The organism is Pseudonocardia sp. DR1-2 (assembly GCF_023717215.1).
GTDB classification, from domain to species: domain Bacteria; phylum Actinomycetota; class Actinomycetes; order Mycobacteriales; family Pseudonocardiaceae; genus Pseudonocardia; species Pseudonocardia alni.
Window position 1 is genome coordinate 130,589 of record NZ_JAMQOF010000007.1, and the last position, 16,344, is coordinate 146,932.

Annotated in this window: 21 protein-coding genes; 2 read left to right on the forward strand and 19 right to left on the reverse strand. The window is 75.3% G+C overall.

Features of this window, described 5'->3' with window-relative positions:
- Positions 1-5: 5 nt before the first annotated feature.
- Genes ND486_RS21225 through ND486_RS21235 form a run of 3 tightly spaced genes read right to left on the reverse strand, consistent with a single transcriptional unit; the run spans position 6 to position 2,465 of the window.
- Positions 6-680: a response regulator transcription factor gene (locus ND486_RS21225; protein WP_251786137.1), complete on the reverse strand. Its 675-nt coding sequence runs from the start codon at positions 678-680 to the stop codon at positions 6-8.
- Positions 677-1,858 (reverse strand): sensor histidine kinase, encoded by a 1,182-nt coding sequence (locus ND486_RS21230; RefSeq protein WP_251786139.1) that lies wholly within the window; start codon positions 1,856-1,858, stop codon positions 677-679. The genes ND486_RS21225 and ND486_RS21230 overlap by 4 nt, the downstream gene beginning before the upstream one ends.
- A gap of 7 nt (positions 1,859-1,865) precedes the next feature.
- Positions 1,866-2,465 (reverse strand): hypothetical protein, encoded by a 600-nt coding sequence (locus ND486_RS21235; protein WP_251786141.1) that lies wholly within the window; start codon positions 2,463-2,465, stop codon positions 1,866-1,868.
- A gap of 201 nt (positions 2,466-2,666) precedes the next feature.
- On the opposite strand from ND486_RS21235, the gene ND486_RS21240 reads away from it, so the two are divergent.
- Positions 2,667-3,458, forward strand: a complete 792-nt coding sequence (locus ND486_RS21240) for a hypothetical protein (protein ID WP_251786143.1) — start codon at positions 2,667-2,669, stop codon at positions 3,456-3,458.
- A gap of 71 nt (positions 3,459-3,529) precedes the next feature.
- Positions 3,530-3,724 (forward strand): hypothetical protein, encoded by a 195-nt coding sequence (locus ND486_RS21245; protein ID WP_062402385.1) that lies wholly within the window; start codon positions 3,530-3,532, stop codon positions 3,722-3,724.
- Here the strand turns inward: ND486_RS21245 and ND486_RS21250 are convergent, their stop codons facing one another.
- The 16 genes from ND486_RS21250 to ND486_RS21325 all read right to left on the reverse strand — a co-directional run bounded on the left by ND486_RS21250 (position 3,725) and on the right by ND486_RS21325 (position 16,188).
- Entirely contained in the window at positions 3,725-4,687 is a 963-nt protein-coding gene (locus ND486_RS21250; protein ID WP_251786145.1) for an ATP-dependent DNA ligase, read from the reverse strand.
- Positions 4,688-4,690: 3 nt separating this feature from the next.
- Complete coding sequence (locus ND486_RS21255) at positions 4,691-5,665, reverse strand: glycine betaine ABC transporter substrate-binding protein (protein WP_251786147.1); 975 nt, start codon at positions 5,663-5,665, stop codon at positions 4,691-4,693.
- A gap of 159 nt (positions 5,666-5,824) precedes the next feature.
- On the reverse strand, positions 5,825-6,796 hold the full coding sequence (locus ND486_RS21260; protein WP_251786149.1) for a glycine betaine ABC transporter substrate-binding protein: 972 nt from the start codon (positions 6,794-6,796) through the stop codon (positions 5,825-5,827).
- A 55-nt stretch (positions 6,797-6,851) separates the two neighbouring features.
- Entirely contained in the window at positions 6,852-7,658 is an 807-nt protein-coding gene (locus ND486_RS21265) for an ABC transporter permease (protein ID WP_251786150.1), read from the reverse strand.
- A complete protein-coding gene (locus ND486_RS21270) occupies positions 7,655-8,728 on the reverse strand; it encodes an ABC transporter ATP-binding protein (RefSeq protein WP_374231537.1) in 1,074 nt (357 codons plus the stop codon). Before ND486_RS21270 ends, ND486_RS21265 begins: the two co-directional genes overlap by 4 nt.
- A complete protein-coding gene (locus tag ND486_RS21275) occupies positions 8,721-9,404 on the reverse strand; it encodes an ABC transporter permease (protein ID WP_062402406.1) in 684 nt (227 codons plus the stop codon). The genes ND486_RS21270 and ND486_RS21275 overlap by 8 nt, the downstream gene beginning before the upstream one ends.
- A 410-nt stretch (positions 9,405-9,814) precedes the next feature.
- Positions 9,815-11,395: an alpha/beta fold hydrolase gene (locus ND486_RS21280; RefSeq protein ID WP_251786152.1), complete on the reverse strand. Its 1,581-nt coding sequence runs from the start codon at positions 11,393-11,395 to the stop codon at positions 9,815-9,817.
- A gap of 53 nt (positions 11,396-11,448) precedes the next feature.
- Positions 11,449-12,201 carry a 3-hydroxybutyrate dehydrogenase gene (locus tag ND486_RS21285; protein WP_178375173.1) on the reverse strand — a complete coding sequence of 251 codons (753 nt, stop codon included), beginning with the start codon at positions 12,199-12,201 and terminating at the stop codon, positions 11,449-11,451.
- 67 nt (positions 12,202-12,268) lie between these two features.
- Positions 12,269-12,946, reverse strand: coding sequence for an alkaline shock response membrane anchor protein AmaP (locus ND486_RS21290; RefSeq protein ID WP_208820195.1), 678 nt, complete (start codon positions 12,944-12,946; stop codon positions 12,269-12,271).
- Positions 12,946-13,494, reverse strand: coding sequence for a DUF6286 domain-containing protein (locus tag ND486_RS21295; protein ID WP_251786154.1), 549 nt, complete (start codon positions 13,492-13,494; stop codon positions 12,946-12,948). Before ND486_RS21295 ends, ND486_RS21290 begins: the two co-directional genes overlap by 1 nt.
- A gap of 43 nt (positions 13,495-13,537) precedes the next feature.
- The gene (locus ND486_RS21300) at positions 13,538-13,966 is read right to left on the reverse strand and encodes an Asp23/Gls24 family envelope stress response protein (RefSeq protein WP_208820199.1); all 429 of its coding nucleotides are present in this window, start codon (positions 13,964-13,966) and stop codon (positions 13,538-13,540) included.
- Positions 13,963-14,139: a hypothetical protein gene (locus tag ND486_RS21305; protein ID WP_167410056.1), complete on the reverse strand. Its 177-nt coding sequence runs from the start codon at positions 14,137-14,139 to the stop codon at positions 13,963-13,965. The genes ND486_RS21300 and ND486_RS21305 overlap by 4 nt, the downstream gene beginning before the upstream one ends.
- Entirely contained in the window at positions 14,136-14,483 is a 348-nt protein-coding gene (locus ND486_RS21310; RefSeq protein ID WP_251786156.1) for a hypothetical protein, read from the reverse strand. The genes ND486_RS21305 and ND486_RS21310 overlap by 4 nt, the downstream gene beginning before the upstream one ends.
- An 18-nt stretch (positions 14,484-14,501) precedes the next feature.
- Positions 14,502-14,882 (reverse strand): hypothetical protein, encoded by a 381-nt coding sequence (locus tag ND486_RS21315; RefSeq protein WP_251786157.1) that lies wholly within the window; start codon positions 14,880-14,882, stop codon positions 14,502-14,504.
- 2 nt (positions 14,883-14,884) lie between these two features.
- A complete protein-coding gene (locus ND486_RS21320; RefSeq protein ID WP_251786165.1) occupies positions 14,885-15,367 on the reverse strand; it encodes an Asp23/Gls24 family envelope stress response protein in 483 nt (160 codons plus the stop codon).
- A 98-nt stretch (positions 15,368-15,465) separates the two neighbouring features.
- Positions 15,466-16,188: a dihydrofolate reductase family protein gene (locus ND486_RS21325; RefSeq protein ID WP_251786167.1), complete on the reverse strand. Its 723-nt coding sequence runs from the start codon at positions 16,186-16,188 to the stop codon at positions 15,466-15,468.
- Between the last annotated feature and the right edge of the window lie 156 nt (positions 16,189-16,344).

The window sequence follows — 16,344 nt, forward strand, 5'->3', positions numbered from 1 at the left end:
CGCCCTCACCGCCGCGGGTCCACCAGCCCGCTGCGGAAGGCGAGGATCACCGCGTTCGTCCGGTTCCCCGACCCGGTCTTCATCAGGATCCGGTTGACGTGGGTGCGGACCGTCGCACCGGACAGCACGAGCCCCGCGGCGATCTCGTCGTTGGACCGTCCGTGCGCCATGAGGGTCAGCACCTCGCGCTCCCGCGCGGTCAGCCGGGCCAACAGCTGGGGAGGGTCGTCGCGGTCGGGGTCGGTGGCCACGAGCGCGGCGATCACCCGGCTCGCGACCGCCGGGTCGAGCCACGCGTCGCCCGCCGCGACCCGGCGTACCGCCGTGACCAGGTCGGCCGGCGCCGCGTGCTTGAGCAGGTAGCCGCTGGCACCCGCACGCAGGGCGCCGTACACGGCGTCGTCGTCGTGGAAGGTGGTCAGCACCAGTACGCGGGTCAGCAGGTCCGGGTCGTCGGCCCGGTCCGCGGTGATCGCCCGCGTGGCGGCGGTCCCGTCGGTGCCCGGCATCCGCAGATCCATCACGACGACGTCCGGGCGGTCGCGCCGCACCAGCTCGACCGCGGCGGCGCCGTCGGCGGCCTCACCGACCACGGCCAGGTCCGGGGCACTGCGCAGGAGCATGCCCACACCGGTGCGGACGAGCGGGTCGTCGTCGGCGACGACCACGGTGACGGTCACCGCGCCCCCGCCCCGGAGCCGTCGAGCGGGAGCTCGGCACGCAGCACGAAGCCGTCGCCGCCCGGGCCGGACTCGATGTGCCCGCCGACCAGCGCGGCCCGTTCGGCGAGCCCGCGCAGCCCGTGCCCGCCGACCGGCAGCCCGTGGTCCGGGCCGGCGATCCCCGGGGAGCTGCGCACGGTGATCCGCAGCCGTCCGGGCTCCCACAGCTCGTGCACCCGGACCAGAGCCCCGGCGCCACCGTGCTTGATCGCGTTGGCGAGCCCCTCCTGCACGACCCGGAAGGCGGTCAGCTCCACGCTCGGGTCGGCCCGGCCCGGAGTGCCGTCGACGACGTGCTCGACGTCGAGCCCGGACGCGCGGGAGGTCTCCAGCAGGTGCGGCACGTCGGCCAGGCGCGGTGCGACGACGCCGTCCCCGGCCGGGTCCGGGCCGGGGGAGTGCGCGCGCAGCAGCCCCAGCATCCGGTGCATCTCGGTCATGGCCGTCACCCCGCTCGCCTCCACCGCCGCCAGCGCGGCGACCACCTCGGCCCGGGTCGGGTCGTCGTCGGGGCCCGCGGTCAGGCGGGCCCGGGCCCCCGCGGTCTGCAGGACCATCGCGCTGACCGTGTGCGCCACGATGTCGTGCAGCTCCCGGGCCAGGTGCAGCCGCTCGGCCCGGACGGCGTCGGCGGCGTCGCGCTCGCGCAGCTGCTCCACCAGCCGTGTCCGCCGCTCGGCGAGGTGGGTGAGCCGCCCGACCGCCCAGACCGCGGCGAGGACGACGGCCCAGGCCAGGCACAGCGCGGCGAAGAAGCGCGACCCCACCCCACCGGCGGCGTTGGCGTTGCTCACCGCGAGCGGGACCGGGCTCGCCGCGAGCACCGCGAGCGAGTACCGGGCCGGCGCCCGGCAGGCGACGGCGTGCAGCGCCACGAGGAGCCCCGCGAACGGCGCGAACCCGGGCAGCACCAGCCCGGCCAGCGCCCAGCACCACTGGAGGGCGAACACCCGGTACGGGTACCGCCACCGGAGCAGCAGCGTCGCCAGCACGACCACCTCGACGACCGGCACCACCCACGCCGGGAGCTCCCCGCCGCCGCGCAGCCTGCTGTCGCCGCCGTGCACGTAGAGGTCGGCCCCGACCGCCAGCCCGACGACCAGGATCTCGCCGACCGAGCGGCGCCGGGTGGTCATCACGTCCCTACCGGCAGAAGATCCCGAGGAAGCTGCACAGGATCGACGGGGACTCCGGCGGCGGCCGACGCCCGCCCTCGCCGTCACCCGGGCCGGCCGGCGGCCCGGTGCCGACGCCCGTGCCGTCCTCCTCCGCGTCGCCGGAGTCCGGGACACCGCGACCGGGGGACGGGTCACCGGTCCCACCGGACCGCCCACCGGGACCCGGGTCGACCGTGGCACCCGGGTCGACGGCGGGGGCGGCCGGGCGGGTCACGGCGTCGTACGGGGTGAGCAGGTGCGCCGCGACCGCCTCCTCGCTGCCGAAGCCGTCTGTCCCGGCCCGCGACGACGGCGTCGCCAGCACCAGCCCGACGACCGGCTCGTCCGCCCCGGCCGGGGACCGGCCGCTGACCTGCACCCCCGCGACGTCGATCACCTCGGTCCCGGCCGGGTCCCAGCCGCACACCGCGACCCGGACGGGTGCGGGGCCCTCGCCGGCCCGCAGCCGTCGCGACAGCGGTGGGTGGACGAGGACGGCGGTGGGCGTCACCAGGGTTCCGGTACCGCCGAGCTCCGGGCGGCCGCCGGCGCCCGCCAGGAGGATCGCCACGAGTGAGTCGGTCATGTCGATCAGCCTCGCGGGCCCACCGACCCGTGTCATCAACTCTCTGCGGTACGCGCGGTCGAACCGTTGCGGCAGCGCCGGGATACGCCGCCGCGCCGATTCCGCGGACGCCGCCGGTGCCCAGGATCGGACGGCACCGGGACACGGCGACACCGCCGGCGGAGCGCCCGGGGTGAGGGGACATCCACGATGACGACACCGATGACGACACCGACGACGACACCCACGACGACCACCGGCCGGCCGGCCGGGACCCGACGGCCCCGGGCGGCGCTCGGTGCCGTCCGTCGCCTCGGCGTGGCCGCGGCGCTCGGTGCCGCGCTGCTCGCCGGCGGCGCCGGCACCGCGCTCGCCGCCCCGCCGACGGCGCCCGCCCCGGCGGGCCCGGCGCCCGCTGCGCTGCCCTACGGCCCCTACACCTGCAAGAGCGGCTTCGTGTGGCGGGAGATCGGGCCGAGCGACCCGGTCTGCGTGAGCGTCGCCTCGCGCACCACCGCCCGCGCCGAGACCGCGGCGGGCCCCGCGAACCGCGCCGGGTCCGGACCGTACGGCCCGGACACCTGCAAGCCGGGCTTCGTGTGGCGGGAGGCCCAGCCCTCCGACCACGTCTGCGTGTCGTTCTCCGGCGCGGCCCGGGACCGGGTGCGGAGCGAGAACGGCAACGGCGTGCTCAACCTCGCCGACCCCGCCGGCGTCCCGTACGGACGGGTGTCGATCACCAACAGCCGTGACCAGCTGTCCTGCTACATGTACGGCAGCGGGCGGGCCACCCCCGGCGCCGAGCAGTGGTTCTGGAGCGTCGGCGTCCCCGGGTACGGCACGATCCGGGCGGGCGTCGCGCGGGCCGACGGGGCCGGGGTCGTCCCGTCGACGACGCTGCGCGACGTCTACCGCAACGGCAACGGTCCACTGGGGATCCCGGTCGTCGTCGCCGACACCGCCACCGGGGTGGTGACCCGCGCGGGCACCACCAACTCCTACGGCAACTGCTGAGTCCACGCCCCGCCCGGCCCCCTCGTCCGACGGGGCCGGGCGGGGCGCCCGGGGTGGCACAATCGTCTGCCATGTACGCGGTCATCGACGACGGCCCCTATGCCGGCGAGCAGGTGCGCATCGACCCCGACGCCACGGGCCGTCCGCCGCGGACGATCGAGCTGTCCGACCCCGGCGGGGACCCGAGGGGCTACGTCCTGATCGGTCCGCACGCCGACGCCGACCGGTGGATCTACCGGCGCGCCCGCGGCGACATCGACGAGTGATCACTCACCGCGTTCGCGGGCGCGCTTGCGGCGCTTCCCCTCGTGCATGGCCGCGACCCGCGGCACCGGGATCGCCCGGCCCTCGGTGAGCAGGACCTCCGGCAGCGGGGCCGGCGCGGGCCGCAGCTCCGCCCAGGTCGGACGGCCCGCGAGCAGCCCGGCCACCGTGCCCACCGTGAAGTCGGCGGGCGTGACGCGGTCCAGCTCGTCCCAGGTGAGGGGGAACGACACCGGCAGGCCGGGGCGGGCCCGCGGGCTGTAGGGCGCGGCGAGGGTGGCTCCGCCCACGCGCGTCGGGTCGAGGAAGACCCGGCCGCCGCGGTCGTCCCGGATGAACGCGGTCGTCGCGACGTCGGGGGCCAGCGCCGCGGCACGGGCGCACACCGCGCGGGTCGCGGCGAACGCGTCGTCGACCGGGAGCGGGTCCGACAGCGGGACCACCAGGTGCAGGCCGGTCGCGCCGCTGGTCTTCACCGCGGCGGCGAGGCCCAGCTCGGCCAGCGCCGCCCGGACCGGGTGCGCGGCCGCGACGACCCGGTCGAAGCCGGCGCCGTCGGGCGGGTCGAGGTCGACGACGAGCTCGCCGGTGGTCGTCGCACCGTGCGGCACGAGCGTCGGGTGGAACTCGACGGCGCGCTGGTTGCCGAACCACAGCAGCGTGCGGCGGTCGTGGCAGAGCGGGTAGTGCACGGTGCGCTGCGACGAGTCCGCCCACACGTCCACGGTGGGGATCCAGTCGGGCGCCCCGCGCGGGAGGTTCTTCTGCATGAACGGCGCCTGGCCGGGGCGGGCCCGCACCACCGACAGGGGCCGCTCGGCCAGCGCGGGCAGCAGCAGCGCGGCGACGGCGTCGAGATGGTCGAGCAGGGCCCGTTTGGTGACGCCGGCGCCGTCGAAGGCCTCGACGTCGAGACTGGTGAGCTCCACGCCCTCGCGGACCTCGTCGACCTGCCGGCGCGCCACGGCTCAGCTCCCGATGAACCCGCGCTCGGCCAGCCAGGCCCGCGCGACGTCACGGGGGCTCTGCCCGCCTGCGGAGACCCGGCCGTTGAGCTGCTGCATGGTCTGCTGGTCCAGGGCCGCGGTGATCGGGGCGAACAGGTCGGCGACCTGCGGGGCCCGGTCGAACACGTCGGCCCGGAAGACCGGGACCGCGCTGTAGGTGATGTGGTAGCCGCGGTCGTCGGTGAGGACCTTCAGGCCCAGCGCCGGGATGCGGCCGTCGGTGGCGGCGACCTCGCCGAACAGGCAGACGCCGTCGGCGGTGGACTGGAAGATCAGACCCTGTTCGAGGGTCTCGCGGCGGTCGCGGGGGAGCTCGAAGCCGTAGGCGCGCTGGAGCCCGGCGAGGCCGTCGGCGCGGGAGGCGTACTCGGTCTCGACGCAGACGTCGCCGGGCTGTCCGGAGCGGACGTAGGCGGCCATGTCGCTGATCGTGTTCAGGTTCAGCCGCGCCGCGGTCGCCCCGTCGACGACGAAGGAGTACGTGTTGTCGAACCCGGCGCGGTCCAGCCACACCACGCCGTTCTGCGCGCGGTCGCGGGTGCGCAGCTCGGCGAGGACCTGGTCGTCGGGGAGGGGACGGGTCTCGCGCAGGTACGACGCCCACGCCGTGCCGGTGTACTCCCAGTAGGTCGAGATGTCCCCGGACAGCAGCGCCTGCCGGGTCACGTCGGAGCCCCCGACGTTGCACCGGTCGGTCACCGACGCCCCGGCGGACTCCAGCGCCGCGATCGAGATCTGGCAGAGGATCTGCTGTTCGTCGAAGTTCTTCGACCCGACGACGTAGGTCCGGCCGGACAGGTCGACGCGCGGGGCGAGCGATCCGGCGGAGGCCCGCGGCCCGCCTCCGGCGAGCCCGGTGCAGCCGCCCGCCAGCAGCGCGACGGCGAGCAGGGCCGGGACCAGCGTCCGCAGCCTGCGGCCGGGGAAGGGACTCACGGGATCGTCCTGGTTCGCGGGGATGGGTGGTCCGGCCAGCCGACCACGTTCCGTCCGTCGGCGCAACGCCCACGCACACACGGTGATCGACCCGGAACACACCGCGTCCCCGCACCCGGTGGAGCCGGGGCGGGGACGCGGTGGGCGTACCGGGACACCTCAGCCGATGAAGCCCTTCTGGGTCAGCCACTCACGGGCGACGTCGCGCTCGTTCTGGCCGAAGGAGGACACCTTGCCGTTCAGGTCGAGGATGGTGTTGTAGTCCAGGGCCTGGGCGATCGGCGCCAGCACCTGCCGGACGGCGGGGTTGGCGTTGTAGACGTCGGCCCGGATGGTCGGCGCCGCGTTGTAGGTGACGTGGTACTTCTTGTCGTCGTCGAGGACCTTGAGCTTCAGGCCGGGGATGCGGCCGTCGGTGGTGAAGACCTCGCCGAACAGGCACTTGTTGTCGGCGGTCGCCTGGTAGATCACGCCGGTGGCGAGCACCTGCGGGTTCTGGGCGGTGAAGCCGTAGGTCTTCTCCAGGCCGCGCAGGCCGTCGTCACGCGAGTTGTACTCGGTCTCCACGCACATCGAGCCGGCCGGCGCCTTGCCCGCCTTGATGTAGTCCGCCATCTGCGACAGCGTCGTGATGCCGAGCTCCTGCGACTTCGCCTCGGTCATGGCGAAGGCGTAGGTGTTGTTGAAGTTGGCCTTGTCCAGCCACTGGATCTTGTTCTGCTCCAGGTCGCGCTGGGCGACGAGGTTGTAGAGCTCGTTGTCGTCGGTGATCCGGCGGGTCTCCTTGAAGAAGGACGCCCAGGCGGTACCGGTGTACTCCCAGTAGATGTTGATGTCCCCGGCCAGCAGTGCCTGGCGGGTGACGTCGGTGCCACCGGTGTTGCAGCGGTCGGTGACGCTGCCGCCTGCCGACTCGAGGGCGGCGACGGTGATCTGGCAGAGCACCAGCTGCTCGTCGAAGTTCTTGCCGCCGACGACGTAGTTCTGTCCGCTCAGGTTGCCGGCCTGGGCCAGGGAGCCGCCCGAGGCCGAGGGGCCGCTGCCGCTCAGGCCGCCACAGCCCGCCAGGGCGAGCGCCGCCGCGGCGGCCATCGCCGTCAGGGCGAGACGCCGGGATCGTCCGAACTTCACGTGTCCTCCAGGGAATGCGGTACTGCGGGGATTCGGGGGCGAGCGGGGGCCCGCGTCAGCCGGCGTTGCGGCGGACGGCGTACTCGGCGAGACCGGCGAGCCAGTCCACGATCAGGGCCAGCGCGGCGACGATGGTCGCCGCGACGAGGGTTCCGGTGGGGCGGCCGAGCTCGAGCATCCCCTTGATCGGCTCGCCGAGACCGCCGGCGCCGACGTAGGTGGCCAGGGCCGCGGTGCCGACGTTCAGGACGAGCGCGACGCGGACACCGGCGACCATGACCGGCGTCGCCAGCGGCAGCTCGACGCGCAGCAGCGTCTGCCGCGCCGACATCCCGATGCCGCGGGAGGCCTCGATCAGCGCCTTGTCGACCTGCTGCAGACCGACGACGGTGTTGGTGAGCACCGGCAGCAGCGCGGCCAGCGCGAGCGCGACGACGGCCGTCGGCAGGCCGAGACCGAGCGGGGAGAACGCGAGCAGCACGATCACACCGAACGCGGGCAGCGCCTGCATGAACCCGGTGAACGCCAGGATCGGACGCTGGATGCGACGCGCGGACGGACGGCTGATCGCGATGCCGGCCGGGATCGCCACGATGATCACGACGAGGGTGGACAGCCCGGTCAGGACCAGGTGCTCGCCGAGCCGCTGCCCGAGCGAGGACGCGTTGATGACCGAGGCCTCGACGTCGTCGAGCCCCCGGGACGCGGCGTAGATCAGGACCAGCACCACGCCGGCGACGGCGATGAGCGGGTTGACGATGAGCGACCGGTCCAGCCGCCGCGTCCTGCGGACGGCCGGCTCGGCCGAGGGCGACCCGGACGGCGCGGCCGCGCCGGTCTCCTCGGCGGCGGGGGCGCTCACGAACCGGCCTTGGTCTTGAGGCCCTCGACCAGGTCGCGCCACCAGAGCGCGCCCTGCAGCTTCTGCTGCTCGTCGACCACACCGACCAGCTCGGTCTGGGAGTCGAGCATGACGTCGACGGCGTCGTAGACGGTGCCGGTGCGCGGGACCGTCACCAGCTTCGGCAGGTCGGCGGTGCCCGGCAGGTACGCCCAGCGCACCGGGCGGCCCTCGGCGTCGGCCTCGTAGGTGGGGGAGCCGTTGCGGGCGGCGGTCCCGTCGAGGTCGACCGACTGCAGCTCCAGGCGGGACAGCTCCAGCAGCGACAGCCGTCGGACCGCGGCGCCGGCGCCGACGAACTCGGCGACGAAGTCGTTGGCCGGGTGGGTCAGGATCATGTCGGGCGTGTCGTACTGCTGCAGCGTGCCGCCGGGCCCGAACACCGCGATCCGGTCGCCGAGCTTGACCGCCTCGGTGAGGTCGTGGGTGACGAAGCAGATGGTCTTGGCGATCTGCTGCTGCAGCTCGAGGAACTCGTCCTGGATGCGCTCGCGGGTGATCGGGTCGATCGCGCCGAACGGCTCGTCCATCAGCATCACCGACGGGTCCGCGGCGAGCCCGCGGGCGACGCCGACGCGCTGCTGCTGGCCGCCGGAGAGCTGGCGGGGGTAGCGGTCGCGGTACATCTTCGGCTCGAGCCCGACCAGGTGGAGCAGCTCGTCGACCCGGGCGGTGATCCGGTTGCGGTCCCAGCCGAGGATCCGCGGGACGACGGCGATGTTGTCGCCGATCGTGAAGTGCGGGAACAGGCCGACCTGCTGGATGACGTAGCCGATGCGGCGGCGCAGCTCGTCGGCGTTGACGTCGGTGACGTCGTCGCCGTCGAGCAGGATGCGGCCGGTGGTGGGCTCGATGAGCCGGTTCATCATCTTCAGCGTGGTCGTCTTGCCGCAGCCGGACGGCCCGATGAACATCGAGATGGTGCCCTCGGGTACGTGCAGGTCGAGCTCCTGCACGGCCGGGGCGGTGGACTTCGGATAGGTCTTGCTGATGCCTTCGAGAGCGATCATCGGCTTGCCGGAATCAGACACGGATCCCCCTCGGGGTGGTGAAACGCTGCACGATCCAGAAGACGACCTCGTAGACCGCAGCCACGACGAGGCAGCCGAGCGTGGCCGCCAGAACCTGGTTGAACGAGTTGACCGATCCCAGCCGTTGCAGGCCGAGGAAGAGCGAGGAGCCGAAGCCCGGGCCGTTGATGGCGCCGGCGACGACCGCGATACCGATGATGATCAGGACGGCGACCCGGATGCCGGAGAGGATCACCGGCCAGGCCAGCGGCAGCTGGATGGTGAACATCCGCCGGACCGAGCCCATCCCCATCCCGCGGGCGGACTCGAGGACGGCGTCGTCCACCGAGGAGAGCCCGGCCACGACGTTACGCAGCACCGGGTAGATCGCGTAGATCGTCAGCGCCGTCAGCGACGGCGTGATGCCGAGCCCCAGGATCGGCTGCAGCAGACCGAACAGCGCCAGCGACGGGATCGTCAGCGCCGCGGAGAACACGATCAGCAACGCCTCACGGGAGCCCGCCCGGACCGGCCGGCTCCACGAGTCGGGAGTCAGCCGATTGGTGTGCAGCAGGGTGCCCGCCACCAACGAGATCACGACCGCGATTCCGACCGAGATCGCGACCAGCAGGAAATGCTGCTGGCCGTAGAACACCAACTGGTTCAGCTGGGTGCCGACATAGGTGAAGAAATCCACCGTGCTCCTTCCGCCCGGGGTCCGTGCCCGCCGCTCGGGGCAGGAGCACGGTCCTTCCGCACCACTCGTCGTCGGGTCCGTTCGGCGTTACACCCACCCGAACGACGTGACCGGGAGTTCGCGTACGCCCACCGGTGTGGTGGGCACGACCTGCGGTCTCCCGCTCGCCGGACGGAGCCTAGCCGCAGAACGGTGGCCCCGGTAAGCCGAACGGACTGTTCCGCGACGATGGCGTAGCCATTCCGGAAACGTTTCGTACGCCCGTTGTCGCAGGTGAGGATGGGCGACAACGCTGTTCCCGCAACCGTCCCGGAAATCGGCGGATACGCAATCGTGACCTTCTGCGCCGGTTTCGTCGCATCCCGACCATGGTCCGGACCTACCCAGGGTGAGCCGCCCGGAGCACGCGGTTACGGCGGGCAGACCACGGGCTGGGAGGGCGCCCGGCCGGTCAGCAGCGCCCGGTCGACCACGTCGGTGACGCACGGGGTGCGCGGGTAGGCCCCGGTCCCGCTGCCCTGCCAGCGCACCAGCCGCCCCGTCGCGAGCTGCTGGGCGGTCCGCTCGGCACCGCTCTGCGGCGACCGCGGGTCCTGCGCGGTCCCGATCACGACGACCGGGGGCGGGGGAGCGCCCCGCGGCGCCGCCGGGGTGACCGGCCCGCCCGACGGCCACGGCCCGCAGGCCACGAGCTCCTGCGCCGCCGCGACCCCGAACAGCGGGAAGCGCTGCGCCCACTGCCCGGCCAGGTCCGCGGCCTCACCCGGGGTGACCCGCACCCGGCTGTCGTTGCACCGGGTGGCCAGGGTGGCGTCGAAACGGCCCTGCGGACCCCCGAGCGGGGCGAGGATGCGGACCAGCCCCGCCGGGTCGCCGTCGCCGGCCGCGACCAGCGCGGACTGCAGCTCCGGCCAGCGCGCGGGCTGGGACATGACCGACCGGACCGCGCGCAGCGTCGCGCCCGCGGTGACCGCGTCGCCGTCGCCGACGGACAGCGCGGTGCGGGACAGCCGGAACACGAGCTCGTCGAGGTAGCCGCGCGGGTCGGGACCCAGCGGGCAGGTCGGCGACGCGGTGCAGGCCCCGGCGAAGGCGTCGAAGGCCTTCTCCGCCGCCGCGGTCGTGGTCTCGGTCCGGGCCGGCTCGTCGAGGGTGGGGTCACCGGGCCCGTCGAGCACGACCCGCCCGACGGAGCCCGGGTGGGCGCCGATCCAGGCGGCCGCCGCGTCGGCACCGTCGCCGACGGCGAGCAGGTCCAGCCGGGCCGCGCCCAGCACGGACCGCAGCGACTCCAGGTCGTCGGCACCGCTCGCGGCGCGGTAGCTGGTCACCGTGCCCGACAGCAGCAGGTTGCAGTCCTGCACGACCTCGCGGGCCCGCTCCAGCAGCGCCGTCATGGCGGCCTCGTCGCGACGGTCCGGCCCGGCGTCGAGCAGGGCGGCGCGGGCGTCGACCGGGGCGCAGTCGAGCAGGTCCTCCCCGGCGCCGCGGCGGTCCACGCCGATCACCTGGTAGCGGTCGAGGACGGCGGTGGGGAGCCGGGCGGCGAGGCTCACCGCCGCCCGTGCGGACCCGTCGGTGCCGGTGTCACCCAGCACGACCAGCGCCGGGCGCCCGTCCGCCGCGCCGGGTGTCGTGACCCGGGTCAGGCCGAGCCGGGCCGGGCCCAGCTCGGGACGGTCCCGGTCGGCGGGCACGGTCAGCCGGGCGCAGCCGACGGACAGCACGCGCCCGGCGGGCAGCGGGGTGCCCGCCGTGGTCAGCGCCGCGGCCGTGTCGGCGGTGCAGTCGGTGAACCCGGTGGTGCGGACCGGGTCGGAGTCGGGCAGCAGGTCCGGGTCGGCGGGCGGGCCCGCGGCCGACGTCGGGGGCGCGGCGGGCAGCTGTTCGCCCCGCACCGCCACCGGCGGCCGCTGCGACGGCCCGACCGCACACCCGGCGAGCAGCAGTACGGCGAGCAGCAGGACCCCGAGCACACTCCACCGCCGCACGAGCACCGATCATGCCCGTACCGGGGTGTGGCCGCGGTGAGCGCCCGCACCCCCTACCGGGCGGTCCAGCCGCCGTCCTGGGACAGCGACGTGCCGGTGATCGACGCCGACGCCGGCCCCCACAGCAGCGCGGCCAGCTCCGCGGTCTCGGCGGGCTCGATCAGCCGCTTCACCGCCACCGGGGTGAGCATGATCTTCGTGACGACCTCGTCCTCGGAGATCCCGTGCGTGCGGGCCTGGTCGGCGATCTGGGCCTCGACCAGCGGCGTGCGCACGTAGGCGGGGTTGATGCAGTTGCTGGTGACGCCGTGCTCGGCGCCCTCCAGCGCGGTGACCTTCGACAGGCCCTCCAGGCCGTGCTTGGCCGAGACGTAGGCGGACTTGTACGGCGAGGCCCGCAGGCCGTGCGCGGAGGAGATGTTCACGACCCGCCCCCAGCCACGGGCGTACATGTGCGGCAGCGACCGGCGGATCAGCCGGAACGGCGACTCCAGCATCAGGCGCAGGATGTTCGAGAACATCTCCGGGTCGAACTCCTCCAGCCGCGAGACGTGCTGGCGGCCGGCGTTGTTGACCAGGATGTCGACGTCGGTGGGCAGCTGCTCCACGGCGTCGAGGTCGGACAGGTCGCAGCCCAGCGGCGTGACCAGGTCGCTCTGGGCGGCCAGTGGGGCCACCCGGTCCTCGGCGAGGTCCACCGCGTACACCCTCGCCCCGTCGGCGACGAGCCTGCGGGCCACGGCGGCCCCGATCCCGCTGCCCGCCCCGGTGACGAGGGCCGTCCTGCCGTCCAGCACTGCGCTCATGCCGACGACCGTACGGTCGTCGACCGGTCCGGCCCCTGTGAGCCGGGTCACGGACCCGGCCGGTGGGTCAGGAGACCCGCGGGCGGTCGTCGCGGCGGGCCGCGTCCAGCTCCAGGCGCACCGCGACGGGCAGGTCCGCCATCCCCAGTGCGTCGCGGATCCCGGGCAGGATCTCGGCGTCGAGGCGGCGGCAGATCTCGCTGACCTCCCCGTCGGCGACGTCCTCGCCGACCCACACGGTGGCGCGCACCGCGGGCGCGGAGGTGCTGCCGACCATCCGGGCGCGGGCCCGGGTCACCCCGGGCAGCGTGGCGGCCCCGTCGGCGACGGCGTCGGCCGCGGCGGAGGCGCCGATCCGGATCTCGGTGTCCGGGCCGCCGTCCAGGACCAGGTCCGGCCGGCTCTCCGGGCGCAGCGACCGCGCGGTCCACCAGACCCCGAGCAGCACCAGCACGAGACCGGCCAGGATCGCGACCAGGCGGGCGGCGGTGCCGTTGGCCAGCAGGAACTGCTCGACCACCGGGTCCAGCAGCGGGCGCTGCGGGCGGCCCCGCCCGAAGACCCCGGTCACCAGCAGCACGGTGAGCACGCCGACGGCGAGCAGCACCACGCCGAGCAGGACGAGCCCGCCGCGGGCGCCGCCCGCGGAGCGGTACTGGGCGCGCCGCGCGGTCCGGGCGGCGCGGCGCGGGTTCGGGCCGGAGGTCCCCGGCGTGCTCCCCGTCGAGGTCACGGCGTCGGCCATCACTGCACTCCCTTCGAGCCCGGCTGCTCCGGGGTGGCGCGCACGGTGAGGCGCGGACGCCGCGCGAGGGGCAGCGCGTCGAGGACGCCGGAGGCGGCACCGCGGGCCGCCTCGCGCAGCGCGTCGGTGTCGCCGCGGCCGCGGGCGTTCACCACGACCGACCGGGCCGACGCGGTCACCGACGCCGCGGTGACCGGGTCCGCGGCCCGGACCCGGGTGCCGACCAGCCGGGCCAGCACCCGCGGCGCGGTGGCGACGGTGAGCCCGGGCGACGGCGCGTCGAGGGCGACGTCGTGGCGACGGGCGAGCAGCCCGACGAGCAGCAGCACGGCCCCGGCGACGATCACCCCCACGGCGATCCAGAGCACCGGCTGGGCGGTCCACAGGGTGTTCTGGACGGTGGTGCGCCAGTCCCGCCAGGGGACGAGCAGCCCGGCGCCGGAGACCCGGCCGACCCAGGCGGCCACCACCTCGACGACGACGAGCGCGCCGATCGCGGCCACCACCAGGCTCAGCAGCGGCGCGAGAACGCGGAGCAGGACACGCACGGTCCCGGCCTCCCTCTTCCGACTCGTTCAGGATCCGACGGTTCTACTGCACGCGCGGGGAGTCCGGGCGCGGCCGGGCGTCCTCCGGCCGGAGGGCCTCGACCTCGACGGTCAGGCCGCGCAGCCGGTGTCCGGTGGTACGACGGAGGTCGGCGTCGATCCGCTCCCGGACGTCGGCGACGGCGGCCCGCACCGACCCGGGGTGGGCCAGGGTGAGCCGCAGCCGGACGTCGACCTCACCGGCGTCGCCGGTCGCGGCGCCGACGGCCGCCCCGACCGTGCCCCGTGCCGGACCGGGCCGCCGGGTCACCCGTGCGGTCGGCCCGGACTCGCCGACGTCGAGCCCGGCGACCCGCCGGGCGCGGTGCCGGGTGGCCGGGGCGGTGTCCGCGGCGTACTCGACGATCTTGCGCAGCACCGCCGGGTCGATCTCCAGGACACCGCGCTCGGCGGGGTCGGGGAGGGTGCTCACCGGTCGCGGCCCCGGCCGAGGCCGGACAGGTCCAGCTCGCCGTCGAGGAGGCGGCCGACGACCAGGCCGATGATGCCGAGCACCAGGGTGATGACGAAGGCGAGGAAGCCGCCGGTGGCACCGGCGACTCCCAGCAGGAGGCCCGCGAGCAGGCCGGTCTGGGTGGCGTTCATGGAAGGTCCTCTCCGGGACGGGTGGAGCGGGGGGCGTGCCGGCCGGGCCGGTCGACCCGGGGGTGCGTGCGACGTCGGATGGTGCGGATCAGGGCCACCAGGACCCGGGTCGGCAGCGGCAGGTCGGGCACGATCTCGATCGGTGCGTCGTAGCGGCGGTCGTCCGGGTCGGGCGTCCGGCCGGCGTCCCGCCCGGACGCCATCGCGCGGAAGCGGGCCAGCCCGGCGCGGAAGACCTCGGGGTCACCGCCGCGGTCGGGGTGGTGGGTACGGACGAACGAGCGGTAGGCCGACCGCTGCGCGGGGGTCAGGCCCCCGTGCCCGCCGGGATCCGGCTCGTCCATCCCGTACCCACCTCCACCTCAGGGGACCTCCACGTCCGCGACCGTCACGTCGACGGGGACCCCGTCGACCAACGGCGCGAGGGACGCCCGCAGCGCCGCGACGGTAGCCGGGATCGGCCGGTCCAGACGCAGCACCACCCCGATCTCGACCGGTTCGTCGGTACGGCCGACGAGCACGCCGACCAACCGCCGCCCGGACAGCCAGGTGGCGACGGTCCCGAAGGCGCCGCCGTCGAGCCGCACCACCGACGGCTGCGCGACGACGGTCTCGGCGACCAGCTCGGCCAGCGCGGCCGGTGCCGGTTCCCGGCGCCGCTGCGCGGCGACCTCCGCCGCACCGGGCGGACCGGTGACGACAGCGGCGGGGGACCGGGCGTCGGGCGGGGTCGGCTCGGGCACCGTCACTCCACGACGCGGCCGGTCGGGGCGGGAGCCACCGGGGCCTCGTCGCGGCTGTCGTCCTCGCCGGCCAGGTGGATGTCGTTCACCGAGATGTTGACCTCGATGACCTCCAGCCCGGTCATCCGCTCGACGGCGCCGACGACGTTGCGGCGGACCGCGGAGGCCAGGTCGGCGATGGCGACGCCGTACTCGACGACGACGTCCAGGTCGACCGCAGCCTGCTTCTCGCCGACCTCGACGGCCACGCCCGCGACGGTGGAGGCGCCGCTGGTGCCGCCGCCGGGGATGCGCTCGCGCAGCGCACCGAAGGCGCGGGACGCGCCGGAGCCCATCGAGTACACGCCGGAGACCTCGCGCGCGGCGATGCCGGCGATCTTCTGGACGACGGACGCGGCGATGGTGGTGCGGCCCTGGCCGGTGCCGTCGGCGAGGCGTCCCGCGGGGGCCGCGGCCGGGGTGGTGGTCGGGGTGCCGGAGGTCATCGGTGCTCCTCTCACGGGCCGGCCCCGGGTGGGGGCCCGCCGCGGTGCGTGTGGTGTCCCCCGTGGGATGCCCGTCCGTGGCCCTCCCTCACGGTGGTTCACTCGTTCGGCGGAGCCGGGGTCCCGGGGGCGGCGCGGACGTAGTGCAGCAGCAGGGTCCCGTCGGCGGCCGCCTCGTGGCCCGCCAGGTGCAGCGCGCGCGGTACGGGCAGGGACCGCGGCCCGGTCGCGATCCGCCCCTCCGGGCCCCCGACCAGCACCGGGACCAGGGTGAGGCGCAGCTCGTCGACGACGTCGGCCCCGACCAGCGCGCCGAGCAGGGTCGGCCCGCCCTCGCACAGCACGGAGGTGTGGCCGCGGCGGGCGAGCGCGGCGAGCAGCGCGGCGGGGGAGAGGTCGTCGAGCAGCACGACCTCGGCCCCCGCGGCGGCCAGCGCGGCGCGCCGGTCCGCGGGGGCGGCGGCCGTGGTCAGCACGACCGGCGCCGTGACGGTGTCGGTGAACAGCCGCGCACCCGGGTCCAGCCCGGCCGACCCGCTCACGACGACGACCGGCGGGGGCGGCCCGGGCGGCCGCCCGTCCGGCCCGGGACGGCGTGGCCGGACGCCCCGGTAGTCCTCGTCCCGCGCGGTGCCCGCCCCGACGAGCACGCAGTCGGCCGACCGTCGCAGGGCGCGGAACAGGTCGCGGTCGGCCGGGGTGGACAGGCCGCCGGACCCCGCTCCGCCCGCCGTCACGGCCCCGTCGGCGGAGCTGACCATGACCGCGGTGACCCGCGGCCGGACGGGCGGGGGACCGGACGCGGAGGGCTCGACGGGCACCGCCCGAGCATCCCGCCGCGCGGGCGACGTGACGCACGGGGGTGTTCTGTCGTAGGGCAGCCTCACTTATGGTGAGCGGAGCCGCACCGGACGGGTGGGGCCATCCGGTCGAGCAGGGGGCCACGAGCAAGGTGAACGCGATCCGCGTCCGACCAC

Coding starts and splice junctions, on each gene's coding strand:
- ND486_RS21235 (WP_251786141.1), bottom strand. CDS start 2,465: ATGACCGACTCACTCGTGGCGATCCTCCTGGCGGGCGCCGGCGGCCGC.
- ND486_RS21230 (WP_251786139.1), bottom strand. CDS start 1,858: ATGACCACCCGGCGCCGCTCGGTCGGCGAGATCCTGGTCGTCGGGCTG.
- ND486_RS21290 (WP_208820195.1), bottom strand. CDS start 12,946: ATGGCCGACGCCGTGACCTCGACGGGGAGCACGCCGGGGACCTCCGGC.
- ND486_RS21310 (WP_251786156.1), bottom strand. CDS start 14,483: ATGGACGAGCCGGATCCCGGCGGGCACGGGGGCCTGACCCCCGCGCAG.
- ND486_RS21245 (WP_062402385.1), top strand. CDS start 3,530: ATGTACGCGGTCATCGACGACGGCCCCTATGCCGGCGAGCAGGTGCGC.
- ND486_RS21240 (WP_251786143.1), top strand. CDS start 2,667: ATGACGACACCGACGACGACACCCACGACGACCACCGGCCGGCCGGCC.
- ND486_RS21305 (WP_167410056.1), bottom strand. CDS start 14,139: ATGAACGCCACCCAGACCGGCCTGCTCGCGGGCCTCCTGCTGGGAGTC.
- ND486_RS21285 (WP_178375173.1), bottom strand. CDS start 12,201: ATGAGCGCAGTGCTGGACGGCAGGACGGCCCTCGTCACCGGGGCGGGC.
- ND486_RS21320 (WP_251786165.1), bottom strand. CDS start 15,367: ATGACCTCCGGCACCCCGACCACCACCCCGGCCGCGGCCCCCGCGGGA.